At 44.8% G+C, this 16,970-nt stretch carries 8 protein-coding genes; 7 read left to right on the forward strand and 1 reads right to left on the reverse strand.

All coding sequences use genetic code 11. From position 1 onward, the window contains the following. Positions 1–44 precede the first annotated feature (44 nt). Positions 45–866: a GIN domain-containing protein gene (locus BW980_RS13430; RefSeq protein ID WP_076455738.1), complete on the forward strand. Its 822-nt coding sequence runs from the start codon at positions 45–47 to the stop codon at positions 864–866. A 21-nt stretch (positions 867–887) separates the two neighbouring features. Here the strand turns inward: BW980_RS13430 and BW980_RS13435 are convergent, their stop codons facing one another. Next, positions 888–3,152: an acyl-CoA dehydrogenase family protein gene (locus BW980_RS13435; RefSeq protein ID WP_076455739.1), complete on the reverse strand. Its 2,265-nt coding sequence runs from the start codon at positions 3,150–3,152 to the stop codon at positions 888–890. A 119-nt stretch (positions 3,153–3,271) separates the two neighbouring features. Here BW980_RS13435 and ruvB point away from each other — a divergent pair, with 119 nt between their 5' ends. The 6 genes from ruvB (at position 3,272) to sov (ending at position 16,892) form a co-directional block, all read left to right on the forward strand. Continuing rightward, on the forward strand, positions 3,272–4,294 hold the full coding sequence (gene ruvB / locus BW980_RS13440) for a Holliday junction branch migration DNA helicase RuvB (RefSeq protein ID WP_076455740.1): 1,023 nt from the start codon (positions 3,272–3,274) through the stop codon (positions 4,292–4,294). Position 4,295: 1 nt separating this feature from the next. Further along, positions 4,296–5,216: a tRNA epoxyqueuosine(34) reductase QueG gene (gene queG / locus BW980_RS13445; protein ID WP_076455741.1), complete on the forward strand. Its 921-nt coding sequence runs from the start codon at positions 4,296–4,298 to the stop codon at positions 5,214–5,216. A 121-nt stretch (positions 5,217–5,337) separates the two neighbouring features. Next, positions 5,338–6,663, forward strand: coding sequence for an MFS transporter (locus BW980_RS13450; RefSeq protein ID WP_076455742.1), 1,326 nt, complete (start codon positions 5,338–5,340; stop codon positions 6,661–6,663). Between the two features lie 113 nt (positions 6,664–6,776). Beyond that, positions 6,777–9,074 carry an NADP-dependent malic enzyme gene (locus BW980_RS13455; protein ID WP_076455743.1) on the forward strand — a complete coding sequence of 766 codons (2,298 nt, stop codon included), beginning with the start codon at positions 6,777–6,779 and terminating at the stop codon, positions 9,072–9,074. A gap of 55 nt (positions 9,075–9,129) precedes the next feature. Then, entirely contained in the window at positions 9,130–9,711 is a 582-nt protein-coding gene (gene ruvA / locus BW980_RS13460) for a Holliday junction branch migration protein RuvA (protein ID WP_013993729.1), read from the forward strand. Between the two features lie 5 nt (positions 9,712–9,716). Continuing rightward, the gene (gene sov / locus BW980_RS13465) at positions 9,717–16,892 is read left to right on the forward strand and encodes a T9SS outer membrane translocon Sov/SprA (RefSeq protein ID WP_076455744.1); all 7,176 of its coding nucleotides are present in this window, start codon (positions 9,717–9,719) and stop codon (positions 16,890–16,892) included. Positions 16,893–16,970 lie beyond the last annotated feature (78 nt).

Raw genomic sequence — 16,970 nt, forward strand, 5'->3', positions numbered from 1 at the left:
AAATTCTATTTCTTTTTAATTGCCTGTAATAATGATGTTTTAGGATGAAGGATCTGGTTTTTCTATTTGTTGTTCTTTTCGTTTGTCAAGGTTTCTCCCAACGTAAGCCTAAAATAAAGGGGAACAAAAGTGTTATTGAGGTCTACCAGGGCCTACCCCCTTTTCATGCGATAGAATTGCGTGACGGACTTGAAATCAAGCTTCACGATGCAACTGAAGAAGGAGTGTCCATTGTCGCCGATGACAACCTTATCGATGTTTTGAGGTTTAGGGTGATCGACAGTGTTTTGCAGATCAGCTCCTTTTACAATATTACAAGAAAGAAGAAACTTGAAATCACGGTCGATTATATTTATCTTGAGGGGATTACCATGTATGATGGAAAGATAGATATGGACGGGGCCATCAACTCAAAGGACCTTTACGTAGATATGCATGAATCGGCAAAGCTCAACTTAAACGCCGATGCCGAAATCCTCAATATCAATATGGAAGGGAATAGTTCGGGAGATTTCAATATTGCAGGAAGGGAAATGAACCTAGTGCTAAAGGATAGGGTCGATGTGGAGATTTATGCAAATACCCATCTGAACAATATCAAAATGTATAAAAACGCCAGCGCCATTCTTGAAGGAACGGCCATTGAGGTATATGCCAATCTTCTTGAGAACTCTAAGTTGAAGGGCGAGAAGTTGGAGGCGGAATCTATTTATTTGACCATAGAGGAATCGGCTTCGGCCGAAGTGCGGCCCACCCGAAACATTCAACTGTCTTCTAGCGGCAATGCCAAGACCTACCTGTTCGGTGAAGGAAAGGTCGAAATTATCGATTTTCTTGACACTTCTGAATTGCATAAGGAAAAGTAAACCATTACTAAGAATACTTTTCTACTGGGTAATGGGTGCCGTCATACAGTGCTCGGGTATACCAAAGCTGTCGACCAACACGCCGATATGGGGTCTTAGTTCGGAGCATAGTCGCTCTACGCGCTGCCGTATGGCCTTTGATTTCGTTCCACCGATATAACCTTGTTCCAAGTACCATTCCGCATCCTGCCTGATTGTATAAAGTGCGTGGAGCGTGCCTAGCTTCTGAAAGAGTGTACGGTTTTTGTCGTCTTCGATGTCTTGGGTAAAATCAATGAAGGTGCTATAGGCCAATTCATTGCTGTAGGCCTTACCCAATGCCAAAAGGTGGGTCTGCACTTTAAGGAAGGCTTGATAGGAGGGTACCCCTTGTTTTATGTAGTCGCGGATGCGCATGGCCAAGGTGTAGGTCAGCCGTCTTGTGCGATATTCCAAGGCGTGTTTGTGAAACTTCGGATTGTACAAGTGATCTTTGTCTACCTTGTTGGAGTATATCGGGTTAATGGTCGTTAGCTTGTCGTTGATCTGCATGCCCAATATTTTTAGTACGGCCGAAAATCCTGCGCTATTGAACTCCGATTTGAAATCGGATAATACCCCTTTTGCCGCCAATAAAAGAAGAACGGTGTTGTCGCCTTCAAAAGTGGTGAAGATATCCACGTCGCCTTTTAGGTCGGCGATGCGGTTTTCAAGAAGATAGCCTTTTCCTCCACAGGCTTCCCGACACTCTTGAATGGTGTCGTTGGCGTACCAGGTGATAATCGATTTTAAGCCTGCGACTTGGGTCTCTACCTTTCTTTTGTCCGGTTCTGATGGGTCGCAATAGAGCTGCATCATCTTATCAAGGGTCACGTGATATACATAGGCGCTTGCTACCGAAGGCGTAAGTCGTAATTGGTGGGTGGGGTAATCCATTAACAGGTCTTCCTGTATTTTAACGCTGTCATTGAACTGTCTTCTTTTTAAGGCGTGTTTGATAGCTATGGCCAGGGCGAATTTCGCCCCTCCGAGTCCTGCTCGTGCAACACAAATTCTTCCCCCTACCAAGGTGCCGAGCATGGTAAAGAAGCGCTTGTTCGGATTTTTGATTTCGGAATAGTAAGAGCCGTCTTCCTTGATGTCTCCATATTTATTGAGTAAGTTCTCCCTTGGTACGGCAACTTGGTCAAACCATATTTTACCATTGTCTACCCCGTTGAGACCTAGTTTGTATCCGTTATCCTCCACGGTTACCCCGGGCAGAAGTTCGTGCTCCTTGTTTCTAAGCGGGACCAGAATGGCGTGTACGCCTTCGTTTTTTCCCTCAACTATGAGTTGGGCGAATACCGTGGCCATTTTGGACTGCAGGGCATTGCCAATATACTCTTTGTTGTCGTTCTTGCCAGGGGTATGGATTACGATCTCGTCGGTCGCCTTATTGTAGGTTGCCGTGGTTTTTATTCCACGGACATTGGACCCGTGTCCCGTTTCCGTCATGGCAAAGCACCCTAAGAGTTCGGTCTTTCCTGTCTTTGTAAGGTATTGGTCGTGATGTTTTTTAGTGCCTAGTTTTTGTATACTCCCGCCGAAGAGTCCGAATTGAACACCGAATTTGATAGATAGACTACCGTCGGCGAACATCATGTTTTCGAACATATAGGCATAGCCTTCCATGTCACCGGTGCCTCCGTAGGCTTCCGGGTACGCCATGGCCCCATAGCCCTTTTTCGCCAAAAATTTCACTTGGTTCAAGACGGTTTCCCTGAATTTCTCCTTGTCACGATGTACTTCCCATTTAAAAATAGGTTCGGTCAAGGTCTTTCTAAAGTTATCGACTACCGTGCTGTGTTTTCCCTTTAAGATAGTATCGATGGCATCGGCACTGTAGAAATCCGAAGTAGATTTGTGCACTACTTCCACATCAAAGAGATGGTTGTAATGGTTGGGTTGGATGCCCAATTGTATTTCAATGTGTTTCAGTTGGTCGTTAAATGGGCACTCTTCCTTGTAGTGACATACTATTTTTTGACTAAGGGAGGTTAGGGGGTAGGTTTCGCTTTCGACCAATTTTACGGAGGAGTTCGAAATCGTCCGTTTCCATTTTTTTAGTTCTGAATTGGCTGGTGGATTATTGGTGTTAAGCCATGTGAACAACTGCGCGCGACTCTTCTCCGATAGGGAGTTGTCTGCATCTATAGCATTCTGTACCACGTCGATTTCGGATGCCGTGAGCAAGTCGTCGGACCAGATGACATAGAAAAAGGGAATGTACTGGAGTATTTCTGAGGAGTAAGTGGAGTCTTGCATAGAATGAAATTACGAAAATTATTTTCACGGTAAGATGGAATCCGACCATTAGGAAAACGATGTATTCGCCTTGTAAAGTATAGTGGGCTTGTTTCTTTTTCCATTATCTTTGTTTTGATATGAACGAGTACCTAGACCCCGTAGGGGAGAATTTTACCCCAGAGGAATTTGATATAGAAAGAGCCTTGCGCCCCATAAGTTTTGACGATTTTACGGGGCAAGAACAGGTCTTGGAAAATTTAAAGGTTTTTGTTGAAGCGGCCAATCAAAGGGGTGAGGCATTGGACCACACCTTGTTTCACGGTCCTCCGGGACTTGGAAAAACGACTTTGGCGCATATTCTGGCAAATGAATTGGGGGTGGGAATAAAAATTACCTCAGGCCCAGTGCTCGACAAACCCGGTGACCTGGCCGGCCTGCTTACGAATCTCGAGGAGCGCGATGTGCTTTTTATCGATGAGATCCATCGGTTGAGCCCTATTGTGGAGGAGTACCTCTACTCGGCCATGGAAGATTACAAAATAGATATTATGATCGAAACGGGCCCCAACGCCCGGTCGGTTCAAATAAACCTAAATCCCTTCACCTTGATAGGGGCAACTACCCGTTCGGGACTATTGACCTCGCCTATGCGTGCCCGATTCGGTATCCAGAGCCGCTTACAGTATTATTCCACCGAGTTGCTCTCTACCATTGTAGAGCGTAGTGCCGAAATATTAAAGGTGCCTATTAGTCAGGAGGCTGCCATAGAGATTGCGGGCAGAAGTAGGGGGACGCCCAGAATCTGCAATGCCTTGCTCCGTCGTGTACGCGATTTTGCCCAGATTAAAGGGAACGGTAAGATAGATATGGAGATTTCTAAGTTCAGCCTAAAAGCATTGAATGTCGATGCCCATGGATTGGATGAAATGGACAATAAAATTCTTTCCACCATCATTGATAAGTTTAAAGGTGGTCCGGTGGGAATTACAACCTTGGCTACCGCAGTTTCGGAAAGTGCTGAAACCATTGAGGAAGTATACGAACCTTTTTTAATACAACAAGGCTTTATCATGCGTACCCCACGTGGACGTGAAGTTACCGATTTGGCCTATAAACACTTGGGGAAGCTTAAAGGAGGAGTGCAGCCCGGGTTGTTTTAATATGGACTCCAAGGCGAAATATTCCGAACTCATAAAAACCGAAGCCAAACGCCTCGGTTTTTTGTCATGTGGTATTTCCAAAGCCGATTTTTTAGAGGAAGAGGCTCCGAGACTTGAAAGTTGGCTGAATAAGAATATGCACGGTGAAATGTCGTACATGGCCAATCATTTCGATAAGCGATTGGATCCGCGTTTGCTGGTAGATGGCGCCAAGTCCGTTATTTCCTTACTGCTTAACTACTATCCCAAGGAAACGCAAAAAGAAGATACATACAAAATATCGAAGTACGCCTATGGGCAAGATTACCACCACGTCATTAAATCGAAATTGCGCGAACTGCAGAATTTTATGTCGGAGCATATTGGTGAAGTCGGGGGTAGGGCCTTTGTAGATTCGGCACCGGTACTCGATAAGGCATGGGCCGCAAAAAGTGGTTTGGGGTGGATCGGTAAGCACAGCAATCTGCTCACCCAACGTGTAGGTTCGTTTTATTTTATAGCCGAACTTATCGTAGATGTCGATTTGGAATATGACCACCGGGTTACGGATCACTGCGGAACCTGTACCGCCTGTATCGATGCATGCCCAACGGAAGCTATTGTTGAGCCCTATGTGGTCGATGGCAGTAAATGTATTTCATACTTCACTATTGAGCTAAAAAATGAAATTCCGACCGAGGTTAAGGGCCAGTTCGACGATTGGGCCTTCGGTTGTGATGTGTGCCAAGATGTGTGTCCATGGAACCGTTTTTCCAAACCCCACCAAGAACCGCTGTTCGACCCCCATCCCGAGCTATTGTCCATGACAAAAAAAGATTGGCAAGAGATTACCGAAGACGTATTTCGAAAGGTGTTTCAAAAATCGGCGGTCAAGCGGGCTAAATTTTCTGGTTTACAACGAAATATCAATTTTTTAAAATAATAGGGAGGTAGTTCTCAAACGTTAGAGTTGGCCAACTTTTGAAAATTCCGTGAAAGTTCTTTCGGGCCGAAGATATATTGTGTTATCTTGTTAGGTAGTTTTAGCACCAAACCTCCTTGTAATGCACTTGATAAAAAAACCAAGCTTAAGTTTTTGGCAGATTTTTAATATGAACGTGGGCTTTTTGGGCATTCAGTTCAGTTTTGGCCTACAGCAAACCGCTATCAATCCTGTTTTTTTGTTCTTGGGGGCGTCTGAAGATATGTTGCCCATTTTGAATATAGCGGGTCCGGTTACGGGTCTGGTCATACAGCCTATTATCGGGGCCATATCGGATAAGACGTGGTCTCCCCGTTTCGGTCGTAGAAAGCCATTTTTCTTGATCGGGGCCATTATTGGCAGTCTGTGCTTATTCGCGTTTCCGCTGAGTCCCGCCTTATGGTTTGCCGTTGGCCTACTATGGATTTTAGATGTGGGGAACAATATGGCCATGGAGCCCTATCGTGCTTTTGTAGGCGATAAGCTCCCCGAAAAGCAGTTGAGCCTTGGGTATCAAATGCAAAGTCTGTTCGTGGGGGCGGGTATTGTTTTGGCGAATGCTTCTATTTTCTTGTTTCAAGATTGGTTTGGGGGCGGCGACGTTGCCGATGTGGCGGGGTCTATTCCCAAATGGTTGTACTATTCCTTTTTTATAGGGGCCTTTTTATCGGTGGCCACTATTCTTTGGTCCGTATTGAAAACGCCGGAGATTCCGCCAACGGAAAATGAAATGAAGGAAATAAAGGAGCATAATGCGCTGTCCTTCGCTCAGCGTTTCAATATGCCTTTCGTGGAAATATCAAAGGCAATCAAAGAAATGCCTCCTTTTATGTGGAAGCTTTCCATAGTTTATCTTTTTCAATGGTATGCGCTTTTTGTGTATTGGCAGTTTATAACCCCTTTGTTTATGCATACCATGGGGTTCGATCTTTCCGCGGCTGCGGCCCAATCGGCAAAAATGAGTACTACCTACAATATATCTACCATGGTCGTGGCCTTGGCCTTGGTACCCTTGGTCCTTAAAATCGGAAGTAAAAAGGTCTATGCGGCCAGTTTGTTGGGTACCGGTTTGGCACTGTTTGCCATTCCGTATATATCCGACCCCATATACGTTTTGTTTCCCATGGTGTTTTTTGGTATCGGCTGGGCGGCAATGATGGGTATCCCTTATACCATGGTGTCTAAAATCGTACCGCAAGATAGACGTGGGGTTTATATGGGCATTTTGAATATGATGATCGTTATTCCCATGGGGATAGAAACCCTTACTTTCGGGCCTATTTTTAAAAGCCTTTTAGGCGGTAATGCGGTTAATGCCATTTTGTTCGCTGGTGTGTTCTTCGTACTTGCCGCTGTGTTTTCTTTGCGCTTGAACGTAAAGGGCGAGAGGGAAGAAAAAATGGGCTAGTTGAGATGTTTTTCCTCTTTAATAGGGGTGATTCGTAGAAATTTATACGCTTAACGGGCTATACATATCCGAAGAATACCCTTAAATTTGTCTCCTTAAAACAGAATAATCCTATGGGCAATCAAAAGCAGAGAAGGGAAGCGTTGATCTATCACGCTAAACCACAGCCTGGTAAAATAAAAATCGTTCCTACAAAACCTTATAGCACCCAACGTGATTTGGCCTTGGCCTACTCACCGGGTGTGGCAGAACCTTGTCTTGAAATTGCAAAGGACAAGGATAACGCCTATAAATATACCTCAAAAGGGAATCTTGTAGCCATTATCTCGAACGGTACGGCCGTCTTGGGGCTGGGAAATATTGGACCCGAAGCGTCAAAGCCCGTTATGGAAGGGAAAGGTTTGTTGTTCAAGATTTTTGCCGATATCGATGGTATAGATATTGAAGTTGATACGGAAGATGTAGATAAATTCGTAGAGACCGTTAAAATGATTGCCCCTACTTTTGGAGGAATCAATTTAGAGGATATCAAAGCTCCTGAAGCTTTTGAAATAGAGCGTAGGCTAAAAGAAGAACTAGATATTCCGGTAATGCACGATGACCAACATGGTACGGCCATCATTTCTGCCGCCGCCTTGTTGAACGCCCTTGAATTATCGGAAAAGAAAATAGAGGAGGCACGCATCGTTATCAGTGGGGCCGGCGCTGCCGCAGTATCCTGTACCAAACTGTACAAGGCTTTCGGGGCCAAAGCCGAAAATATTGTCATGTTAGACAGTAAGGGGGTCATTAGAAAAGATGCCGAGAACCTATCCGCTTCCAAGAAGGAATTTGCGACCGATAGAAAAATAGATACGCTTGCCGAAGCTATGGTCGATGCCGATGTGTTCGTCGGTCTTTCCATTGCAAATATCGTTACTGCCGAGATGTTAGAATCAATGGCCGAAAACCCTATCGTGTTTGCTATGGCGAACCCTGATCCAGAGGTAGATTACGACCTGGCCGTCAAGACACGTAAAGATATTATCATGGCTACGGGACGTTCAGACCACCCGAACCAGGTGAACAACGTGCTCGGATTTCCTTTTATTTTTAGGGGAGCCTTGGATGTGCGTGCCACGACCATTAACGAAGAGATGAAAATGGCCGCCGTTAAGGCCTTGGCCGAATTGACCAAACAGCCGGTACCTGAGCAGGTGAACATTGCCTATGGGGAAACCAGGCTGACTTTTGGTAAAGAATATATAATACCTAAACCTTTCGATCAACGTCTGATCTCAGAGATTCCACCGGCCGTGGCCAAAGCGGCAATGGATAGTGGTGTGGCCAAAAACCCTATTGAAGATTGGGATCGTTACCGAGAGGAACTTTTGCAGCGATCAGGGAATGATAATAAGGTGGTGCGTTTGTTGCACAACCGTGCTAAAATGAATAAAAAGCGTATCGTCTTTGCCGAAGCCGATCATCTTGATGTGCTTAAGGCAGCTCAGATCGTTCACGAAGAAGGTATTGCCGAACCTATTCTTTTAGGAAGAAAAGAGATTATCCTCGAGCTGAAAAAGGAATTGGATTTTGATGCCGATATTGAAATCGTTGATCCTACGTCGAAGGAATTTGATGAAAAGCACATACGTTATGCTACCAAATTTTGGGAAAGTAGAAAGCGCAGTGGTACTACTCTTTACAGTGCTAAAATAAGAATGCGTGAGCGTAACTATTTCGGGGCTATGATGGTGCTCGAGGGTGATGCGGACGGAATGATTTCTGGCTATTCAAGGGCCTATCCAACAGTGGTGAAACCAATTTTTGAAGTTATTGGTCGGGCGTCGAATGTGAAAAAGGTGTCGACAGTCAATATTATGATTACCGATAGGGGGCCGTTGTTTTTGGCCGATACCTCTATCAATATTGATCCAAATGCCGAAGAGATTGCCGAAATAGCCCAGAACGCGGCCAATGTAGCTTCTACCTTTGGTTTTGAACCTGTATTGGCCCTCTTGTCTTACGCCAACTTTGGCTCATCGAGCCATCCCCATGCCAAAAAGGTTAGGGAGGCCGTTCGTATTTTGCACGAAAGTAATCCTGACCTTGTGGTAGATGGTGAGATCCAAACCGATTTCGCCTTGAACAAAGAGTTGCTCCAAAGTCAGTTTCCGTTTTCTAAACTTGCAGGTAAAAAAGTCAATACTTTGATTTTTCCTAATCTAGAAGCGGCGAACATAACGTATAAATTATTGAAGGAATTAAACCAGGCGGATAGTATTGGTCCGATCATGGTCGGGCTGAGAAGGTCGGTCCATATACTTCAATTAGGGGCAAGTGTAGATGAGATGGTGAATATGACCGCGGTTGCCGTTATTGATGCCCAAGAACGGGAAAAAAGAAGAAAGGCCAAGGCTCAGGCCAAATAATAACTATGGTCCGGCTGTAATGGCCGGACAAAAATAACCCCAAAACCACCCGAACATGATCACGCATCTTAGAGGAAAACTTGTGGAGAAAAACCCGACCTATGTAGTAATTGAATGTGCAGGGGTGGGTTATTTTGTCAATATTTCGCTCAATACCTTTGCCAAGGTAGGCGACTCTGAGAGTATAAGTTTGTTCACCCATCTTCAGGTGAAAGAAGATTCTCACACCTTGTTTGGATTTGCCGAAAGATCGGAACGCGAAATTTTCCGGCTTTTACTTTCGGTTTCAGGTATAGGGTCCAGTACCGCACGGACCATGTTGTCGTCGTTGGAGCCCGCTCAAATTAGGGATGCCATCGCCAATGGGGACGTCGCCACGATTCAATCGATAAAAGGTATTGGGGCCAAAACGGCCCAACGCGTAATTCTCGACCTACGCGATAAGATTCTAAAAGTGTATGATATAGGTGAAGTTTCCGCTGCTGCGAACAATACAAATAAAGAAGAAGCGTTATCTGCTTTAGAGGTTCTTGGCTTTGTAAGAAGATCCGCCGAAAAGGTAGTTGATAAAGTACTTGCCCAAGACCCCTCGCTCAGCGTAGAGAACATAATTAAACTTGCGCTTAAAAATTTATAACAAGTTTGAAAACAGGGGCCAAACTATTTCTTAAATCAATATTTAAGCTTACTCTCCTATTTTCATTTTTGATTGTTTCAACGGGAATAACCTATGCCCAGGAAACCGAAAATGAAGATAAGGAAGAGCAGCAGGTGGATTCCGTAAAGACGGGTTTTTCTTTGGGTAAACTCAAAATGGAAAATCCTGAAAGTATTGTGAGTAAATACGAGTACGATCCCAATTTGAATATGTACATCTATTCCGAAAAGGTAGGTGACTTTGATATTGGGTATCCGGTAATTTTAACTCCTGACCAGTATTACGAGCTGGTGCGCCAAGAGGGTATCAAAGATTATTTTAAGGAAAAATCAGATGCCTTCGCGGGTAAAAAGGAAGGTAGTGAAGAGGCTCGGAAAAACTTACTGCCCAACTTTTATGTCAATAATAACTTCTTTCAATCCGTTTTTGGAGGCAACACCATAGAGGTTATTCCACAGGGTTCCGTGGCCATGGACCTTGGGGTTATCTGGCAGAAAAACGATAACCCTTCCTTATCCCCACGAAACCGTACCAATCTATCCTTTGATTTTGATCAGCGTATCAGTTTGAGTATGCTAGGTAAAATAGGGGAGCGATTACAGGTAACGGCAAACTACGATACCGAGGCTACTTTCGATTTCCAGAACATTGTAAAATTAGACTATACGCCCACCGAAGATGATATCATCCGGTCTATTGAGGTGGGTAATGTGAATATGCCGTTGAATAGCTCGTTGATTACCGGGGCCCAGAGCCTTTTCGGGGTTAAGACACAGCTGCAGTTCGGTAAGACCATGGTGACCGCGGTATTTTCCGAACAACGTTCACAAAACAATACCGTAGTGGCCCAAGGTGGTGGTACCGTTAACGATTTTTCGGTTTCGGCCTTACAGTACGACGAAGACAAACATTTCTTTTTGGCCCAATATTTTAGGGATAACTACGATGCGGCCTTGGCCAATTACCCATATATCAAGAGCCAGGTCCAGATTACGCGTTTAGAGGTTTGGGTTACCAATAGAAGCCAGCAAACATTGAATGTCCGTAATGTTGTCGGTATACAAGATTTAGGGGAGTACGACCCCTTGGTGGCCGGAGAGGCGAAAACCCGAATTTCACAAAATGCCCCGACGCAATTCTTTAAATCCAATCCATCGGGTCAACCGAACCAATTGCCGCGTAACAACGCGAATAATTACGATCCCAGCCTTATAGGTCAGGGTGGAGCGCTTACCTCAAGTATTCGCGATGTGTCTACCGTAGAACAAGGCTTCAATATAGCCGGATACCAGCCGAACCAGGGTTTTGATTACGCCTATCTGGAAAATGCACGGAAACTGGAGCAGGGAAGGGATTTTCAATTTAACGCCCAGCTAGGGTATATTTCCTTGAACCAACGTTTGAGCAATGATGAGGTTTTGGCGGTGGCCTTTCAATATACATACAACGGCCAAGTGTATCAAGTGGGTGAGTTCGCCAACGGGGGGCTAGATGCCACTTCGATTTCAGGGGCCGTAGATAATCCCGTGATCAATAACAATACACTGGTTTTAAAACTACTTAAAAGTAATATTACCAATGTTTCGGATCCTATTTGGGATTTGATGATGAAGAACATCTACGCTACGGGCGCCTTTAGGTTGAGCCAAGAAGATTTTAAGATGAATATTCTTTATTCAAACCCGACGCCACGAAACTATATTACGCCAGTAGAGGATTTTCCGAACCAAACGGATGGGGGAAAGCCTTTACAGGAACGTATACTGCTGGAGATATTTAATTTCGATAGGCTTAATGTCTACAATGATATACAACCCGGAGGTGATGGTTTTTTCGATTTTGTACCGGGTATAACGGTGGATACCGAGAACGGACAAATAATCTTTACAAAGGTTGAACCTTTCGGGGAATACTTGTTCAACCGTTTGGGTGGGGGTGATTATAGTGCTGAAAACTCCTATAACGAGAATCAGAAGAAATATGTTTTTAGGGATATGTACGAGCTGACGAAATCAGCAGCCTTACAGAACCCTGAAAAGGATAAATTTATTTTAAAGGGAAAATATAAGTCGGAGGGAAGCAATGGTATACCCATTGGAGCCTTCAATGTGCCAAGGGGCTCGGTTCGGGTTACCGCTGGAGGAAGGCAATTGCAAGAGGGTATCGATTACACCGTGAATTATCAGGCGGGTACGGTACAGATTCTAGATCCAAGTCTCGAGGCTTCCAATACCCCTATTAATATTTCCGTAGAGAACAACGCCGTATTTGGGCAGCAAACACGTCGGTTTACCGGGGTCAACGTCGAGCACCAGTTTAATAAGAATTTTGTGCTGGGCGCAACTTTGTTGAACCTGAACGAACGCCCCTTGACACAAAAGTCCAATTTTGGAGTCGAGCCGGTAAACAATACTGTATTCGGGATCAATGGAAACTTTTCTACCGAGGTTCCCTTCCTGACCCGACTGGTCAATAAGCTTCCTAATATAGATACCGATGTGCCATCAAACCTTTCGGTTCGGGGTGAAGTGGCCTGGTTAAAACCGAATTCGCCTAAAAATGCCGATTTTGAAGGGGAAACCACGACCTATTTAGACGATTTCGAGGGAGCTCAGGCATTGATCGATATTCGTTCCTCCTTGGGGTGGACCCTTGCCAGTACGCCAGTTGAATTTTTAGACTCGCCTACCCAAAAAGGTTTGGAAACCGGTTTCAATAGGGCGAAAATGGCATGGTATACTATAGATCCCATTTTCTATACCAACCAAAGGCCTTCGAGTATAAGTGATAACGATATTTCTACCAATGCCACGCGAAGAATATATATCGATGAGGTATTTCCTAAAGTAGAACAGGCACAGGGGCAGACGCGTCAGCAGACTACACTTGACTTGGCCTACTACCCTGAAATGAAGGGGCCTTATAATGCCAACCCGAATTTCCAGACCGAATCGCCCAACGATAAATGGGGTGGTATTATGCGTTCGTTGAGCAGCACGAACTTTGAGCAGGCCAATGTGGAGTTTGTTCAGTTTTGGGTTATGGATCCTTATCTTGACGGTACGGCAACAAGCGAAGGTGAGCTGGTGTTCAACCTTGGTACCATTTCCGAAGATATTTTGGCTGATGGGCTAAAGCAATATGAAAACGGATTGCCGATAAACGGTGAGGGAAGTGTTAAGCCTGAAAATCCTGTTTGGGGTCCTGTTCCGGCAACCCAGGCCTTGGTCTATGCATTTGATGTGAATGAAGGGAGCCGTGCTCAACAAGATGTTGGTTTTGACGGTTTGGACGATACGGCCGAAGCGGCTATTTACGGCAATGAAAACCCTGAGGATCCCGCCTTGGATAATTACGAATATTTCTTGCAGCGCGACGGAAGTATACTAAATCGCTATTTGAACTTTAATAACCCACAGGGCAACTCACCGGTACAGGTAACCAACGATAATAGAGGGTCGACCACTTTGCCCGATGTTGAGGATATGGACCGTGACCTGACCATGAACACGGTGAACAGCTATTACGAATATCGCATCCCGATCAAGCCCAATACGACCATCAACGATAAATACGTTACCGATATTCGCGATTCATTGGTGCTTTCAGGTAATAGGATTCCGAATGGAAGTACGGTGCGTACAAGGTGGATCCAATATAAGATTCCGTTAAGTGACTTTACGGCGGCCGTTGGTGGGATCAACGATTTTAGGTCGATCAGCTCATTGCGTATGTATATGACCGGCTTTTCCAGCGATGTGCTTTTGCGTTTTGCCACCCTTGATTTGGTGCGCGGTGATTGGCGTACCTATGTAAAGTCGCTCGATAAGGACGATCCCGATGCAACGGATGATGCTACTACCTTAGACGTAAATGCGGTTAACATTCAGGAAAATGAGAATAGGAGTCCTATTCCCTATGTCTTGCCTCCTGGGGTACGTCGTGAGCAATTGAACAATAATAATACGATCATTCAGCAAAACGAGCAGTCGCTTTCTTTTGTGGTCGAAAACCTTGAGCCTAGGGATTCGCGAGGGGTGTTCAAGAACCTTGATATAGATATACGTCAGTACGAGAAGCTGAAAATGTTCATTCATGCCGAAAAGATCTTGGAAACGGATACTTATAATGTGGAAGAACCTTTGGTCGGTTTTCTTAGGATAGGAACCGATTTCTCGGAAAACTTCTATCAGTTGGAAATTCCCTTGGAGTTTACACCTTTTGGGGCTAGTTCTGAATCCGCGGTTTGGCCCGATAACAACCAAATGGAAATTCTGTTGGCGGACTTGAACAAAGTGAAGTCGGTTTGGATTGCCGGAACGGATTTAAGTGAGATCAGATATTTTGAAGTGGTCAATGGGGAAGTGGTTCCCGTAAATGAATTTGCTCCGAGAACACCGGGTCAATTGCGTATCGGTATTCAGGGTAACCCTTCTTTGGGAAGCATCCGTAGTATGATGGTAGGTGTGAAAAACATTAGCGATTTCCCGGCCCGTGCTGAGGTGTGGTTCAATGAGCTTCGTTTGGCCGGATTGGATAACGAGGGTGGATGGGCCGCTTTGGCCGCCGTTGATGCCAATTTTGCCGATTTTGCGAATATCTCTGCAACGGGAAGTACAAGTACCTCCGGTTTTGGTGCCATTGATCAAATGCCGAACGAGCGTGCCCGTGAAGATGCCCTTTCCTATGATTTGGTGACCAACGTAAACATAGGTCAATTGCTCCCTAAGAAATGGGGTATTCAAATACCGTTTAACTATGGGGTGTCGGAACAGATGATAACCCCTGAGTTTGATCCGGTTTACGATGATTTAAAACTCGAGGATAGAATTGCCGTTGACGACGATCCGGATGCAATCGAAGAGCAGGCGGAAGATTATACGAAAAGAACAAGCATCAACTTTATTGGGGTGCGTAAAGATAGGGGGGAAGAGGCCGAGGCCAATTTTTACGATATCGAGAACTTTACGTTCAACTACTCCTATAACGAAACCAATCACAGGGATTTTGAAATAGCGGCCTTGGAAGATAAGAACGTTGCCGCGGGCTTTGTGTACAACCATAGCTTCAAACCCGTGGAGGTGGCTCCTTTTATGAAGAACGATTCGTTGTTTACCAGTCGGTATTGGAGGTGGTTAAAGGAGTTGAACCTTAGCCTGCTGCCTACAAGCGTATCTGTAAATTCCAATATAGACCGACAGTTCAACCAACAGCGTTTTAGGGATGTTGTTGAAGAAGGGGTAGATAAATTAGATTTGCCGACATTGCAACAAAGGAACTATCAGTTCAATTGGCAATATGCGGTCAACTATAGTCTTACCAAGTCGTTGCGCTTGAACATGACTGCCAGTAACAACCATATTGTACGTAATTATTTTGAAGATCCTTCCGACCCTAACTCTGCTATTGATGAAACCTTAGGGTTGTGGGATGGCTTTTGGGATTTAGGGGAACCCAACCGGCATGCCCAGCAGTTGGAGCTCAACTATGATCTTCCCTTCAGTAAGATTCCATTGCTTGATTTTATAAATTCACAATACAGCTATACCAGTAACTTTGATTGGCAACGTGGCGGTGATGCATTGAAGGAAGTAACGGGCAGGGACATCAATACGGTGCAGAATGCCAGTACGCATAATATTACGGCCAATTTGACCATGCAAAAGTTCTACGATATGCTAGGGCTTAAAAAACGCAGTGGGAAGTCTAGTGCCAGTAAGGCCCCGGTACGAAAAGATAAGGCGGGCAACCCTGTTTCGGATGGCGAGAAGACCAAAAAGAAAAGTAGTGGACTGTTCAACACGGCCGTAGATGTACTCACCATGGTGAAACGCTTGAACGTAAACTATAATGAAAGTAGGGGTAAGGTGCTGCCGGGCTATACCCAGTCGGTCGGCTTCGTAGGGTCGTTGAGACCGTCTTTCGGTTTTGTGTTCGGTAGTCAGGCCGATGTACGGTTCGATGCCGCAAGAAAAGGATGGTTGACGGACTTTGGGGAGTTTAACGAACAGTTCGTTCAGAATGTAAACCGACAGTTGAACATTACGGCCACCGCACAGCCTATTAAGGATTTGACCATAGACTTGTCTGCCGATAGGCAGTTTTCCAATAGCTATCAAGAGAACTTTAGTGTTACTAAAGATGCGAACGGTGAATTCGAGTACAATAACCTTTTAGGGAACGATTACGGTAATTTTAGTATCTCTACGGTTATGATCGGTACGATTTTCAATAAAAGCGATGAGTTCGATTCAAAGACTTTTGAACAGTTCAAGCAAAACCGTATTACCATCGCCAATCGCTTAGTAGCGGATAGGGGAGAAGTGGCAAACATAAATCCAGAAACAGGTTTTCCTGAAAAGTACAGTAAAACGCAGCAAGATGTGTTGTTGCCTGCTTTCTTTGCGGCCTATACGGGGCAGGATGCGGAGCGTGTGAACTTAGATGCCTTCCGTCAGATTCCTATTCCTAACTGGAATTTGAAGTATACAGGACTGATGCGAAATAAGTGGTTCAAGAAGAAATTCCAAAGGTTTTCACTTAGTCATGGCTATCGCGCGGCATATAGTATCAACTCATTTCAGACCAACCTCGAGAAAGTCCAGTTGGAAAATGAGGGCTCGTCTACCCTTGACCCTGAGACTGGGGATAGAATGTCTGACCTTATTCTGAACAACGTGGTCTTGAACGATGAGTTCAACCCCTTGGTGCGTGTTGATTTTGAAATGAAGAACTCGGTCAGTATCTTGGCCGAAATGAGAACCAGCAGAACCTTGGCGCTTAGTTTCGACAATAATTTGATGACCGAAATGAACGGTAAGGAATATACCGTAGGGCTAGGCTATCGTTTTAAGGATGTAAAGTTCGTGACCAACATAGGAGGGAACAAGACCCGTTTAAAGGGAGACTTGAACTTAAAGGCGGATGTTACCTTGAGGGACAACATTACGATTATAAGAAACTTGGATATCGACAATAACCAGATTACCTCGGGTCAAAACTTGCTGTCGATCAAGTTTACTGCGGATTATGCATTGAGTAAAAACTTGAACGCCTTGTTCTTCTATGATCATTCGTTCTCGCAGTTTGCCGTTTCTACCGCTTTTCCGCAGACTACTATAAATACCGGCTTTACCTTAAGGTATAATTTCGGTAACTAAACAAGGTAAGCTCTTATTTTGATGGGATTTCCGGAACCGTTTGAAAGGTGTTGGCGGAGCCTTCTAAAATTACTTGTC

The sequence above is a fragment of the Zobellia uliginosa genome, assembly GCF_900156625.1.
Lineage (GTDB): Bacteria > Bacteroidota > Bacteroidia > Flavobacteriales > Flavobacteriaceae > Zobellia > Zobellia uliginosa.

What these genes read in the sequence shown, in the direction of transcription:
- BW980_RS13430 (WP_076455738.1), top strand. Translation starts at nt 45, where the DNA reads ATGAAGGATCTGGTTTTTCTATTTGTTGTTCTTTTCGTTTGTCAAGGT.
- BW980_RS13435 (WP_076455739.1), bottom strand. Translation starts at nt 3,152, where the DNA reads ATGCAAGACTCCACTTACTCCTCAGAAATACTCCAGTACATTCCCTTT.
- ruvB (WP_076455740.1), top strand. Translation starts at nt 3,272, where the DNA reads ATGAACGAGTACCTAGACCCCGTAGGGGAGAATTTTACCCCAGAGGAA.
- queG (WP_076455741.1), top strand. Translation starts at nt 4,296, where the DNA reads ATGGACTCCAAGGCGAAATATTCCGAACTCATAAAAACCGAAGCCAAA.
- BW980_RS13450 (WP_076455742.1), top strand. Translation starts at nt 5,338, where the DNA reads ATGCACTTGATAAAAAAACCAAGCTTAAGTTTTTGGCAGATTTTTAAT.
- BW980_RS13455 (WP_076455743.1), top strand. Translation starts at nt 6,777, where the DNA reads ATGGGCAATCAAAAGCAGAGAAGGGAAGCGTTGATCTATCACGCTAAA.
- ruvA (WP_013993729.1), top strand. Translation starts at nt 9,130, where the DNA reads ATGATCACGCATCTTAGAGGAAAACTTGTGGAGAAAAACCCGACCTAT.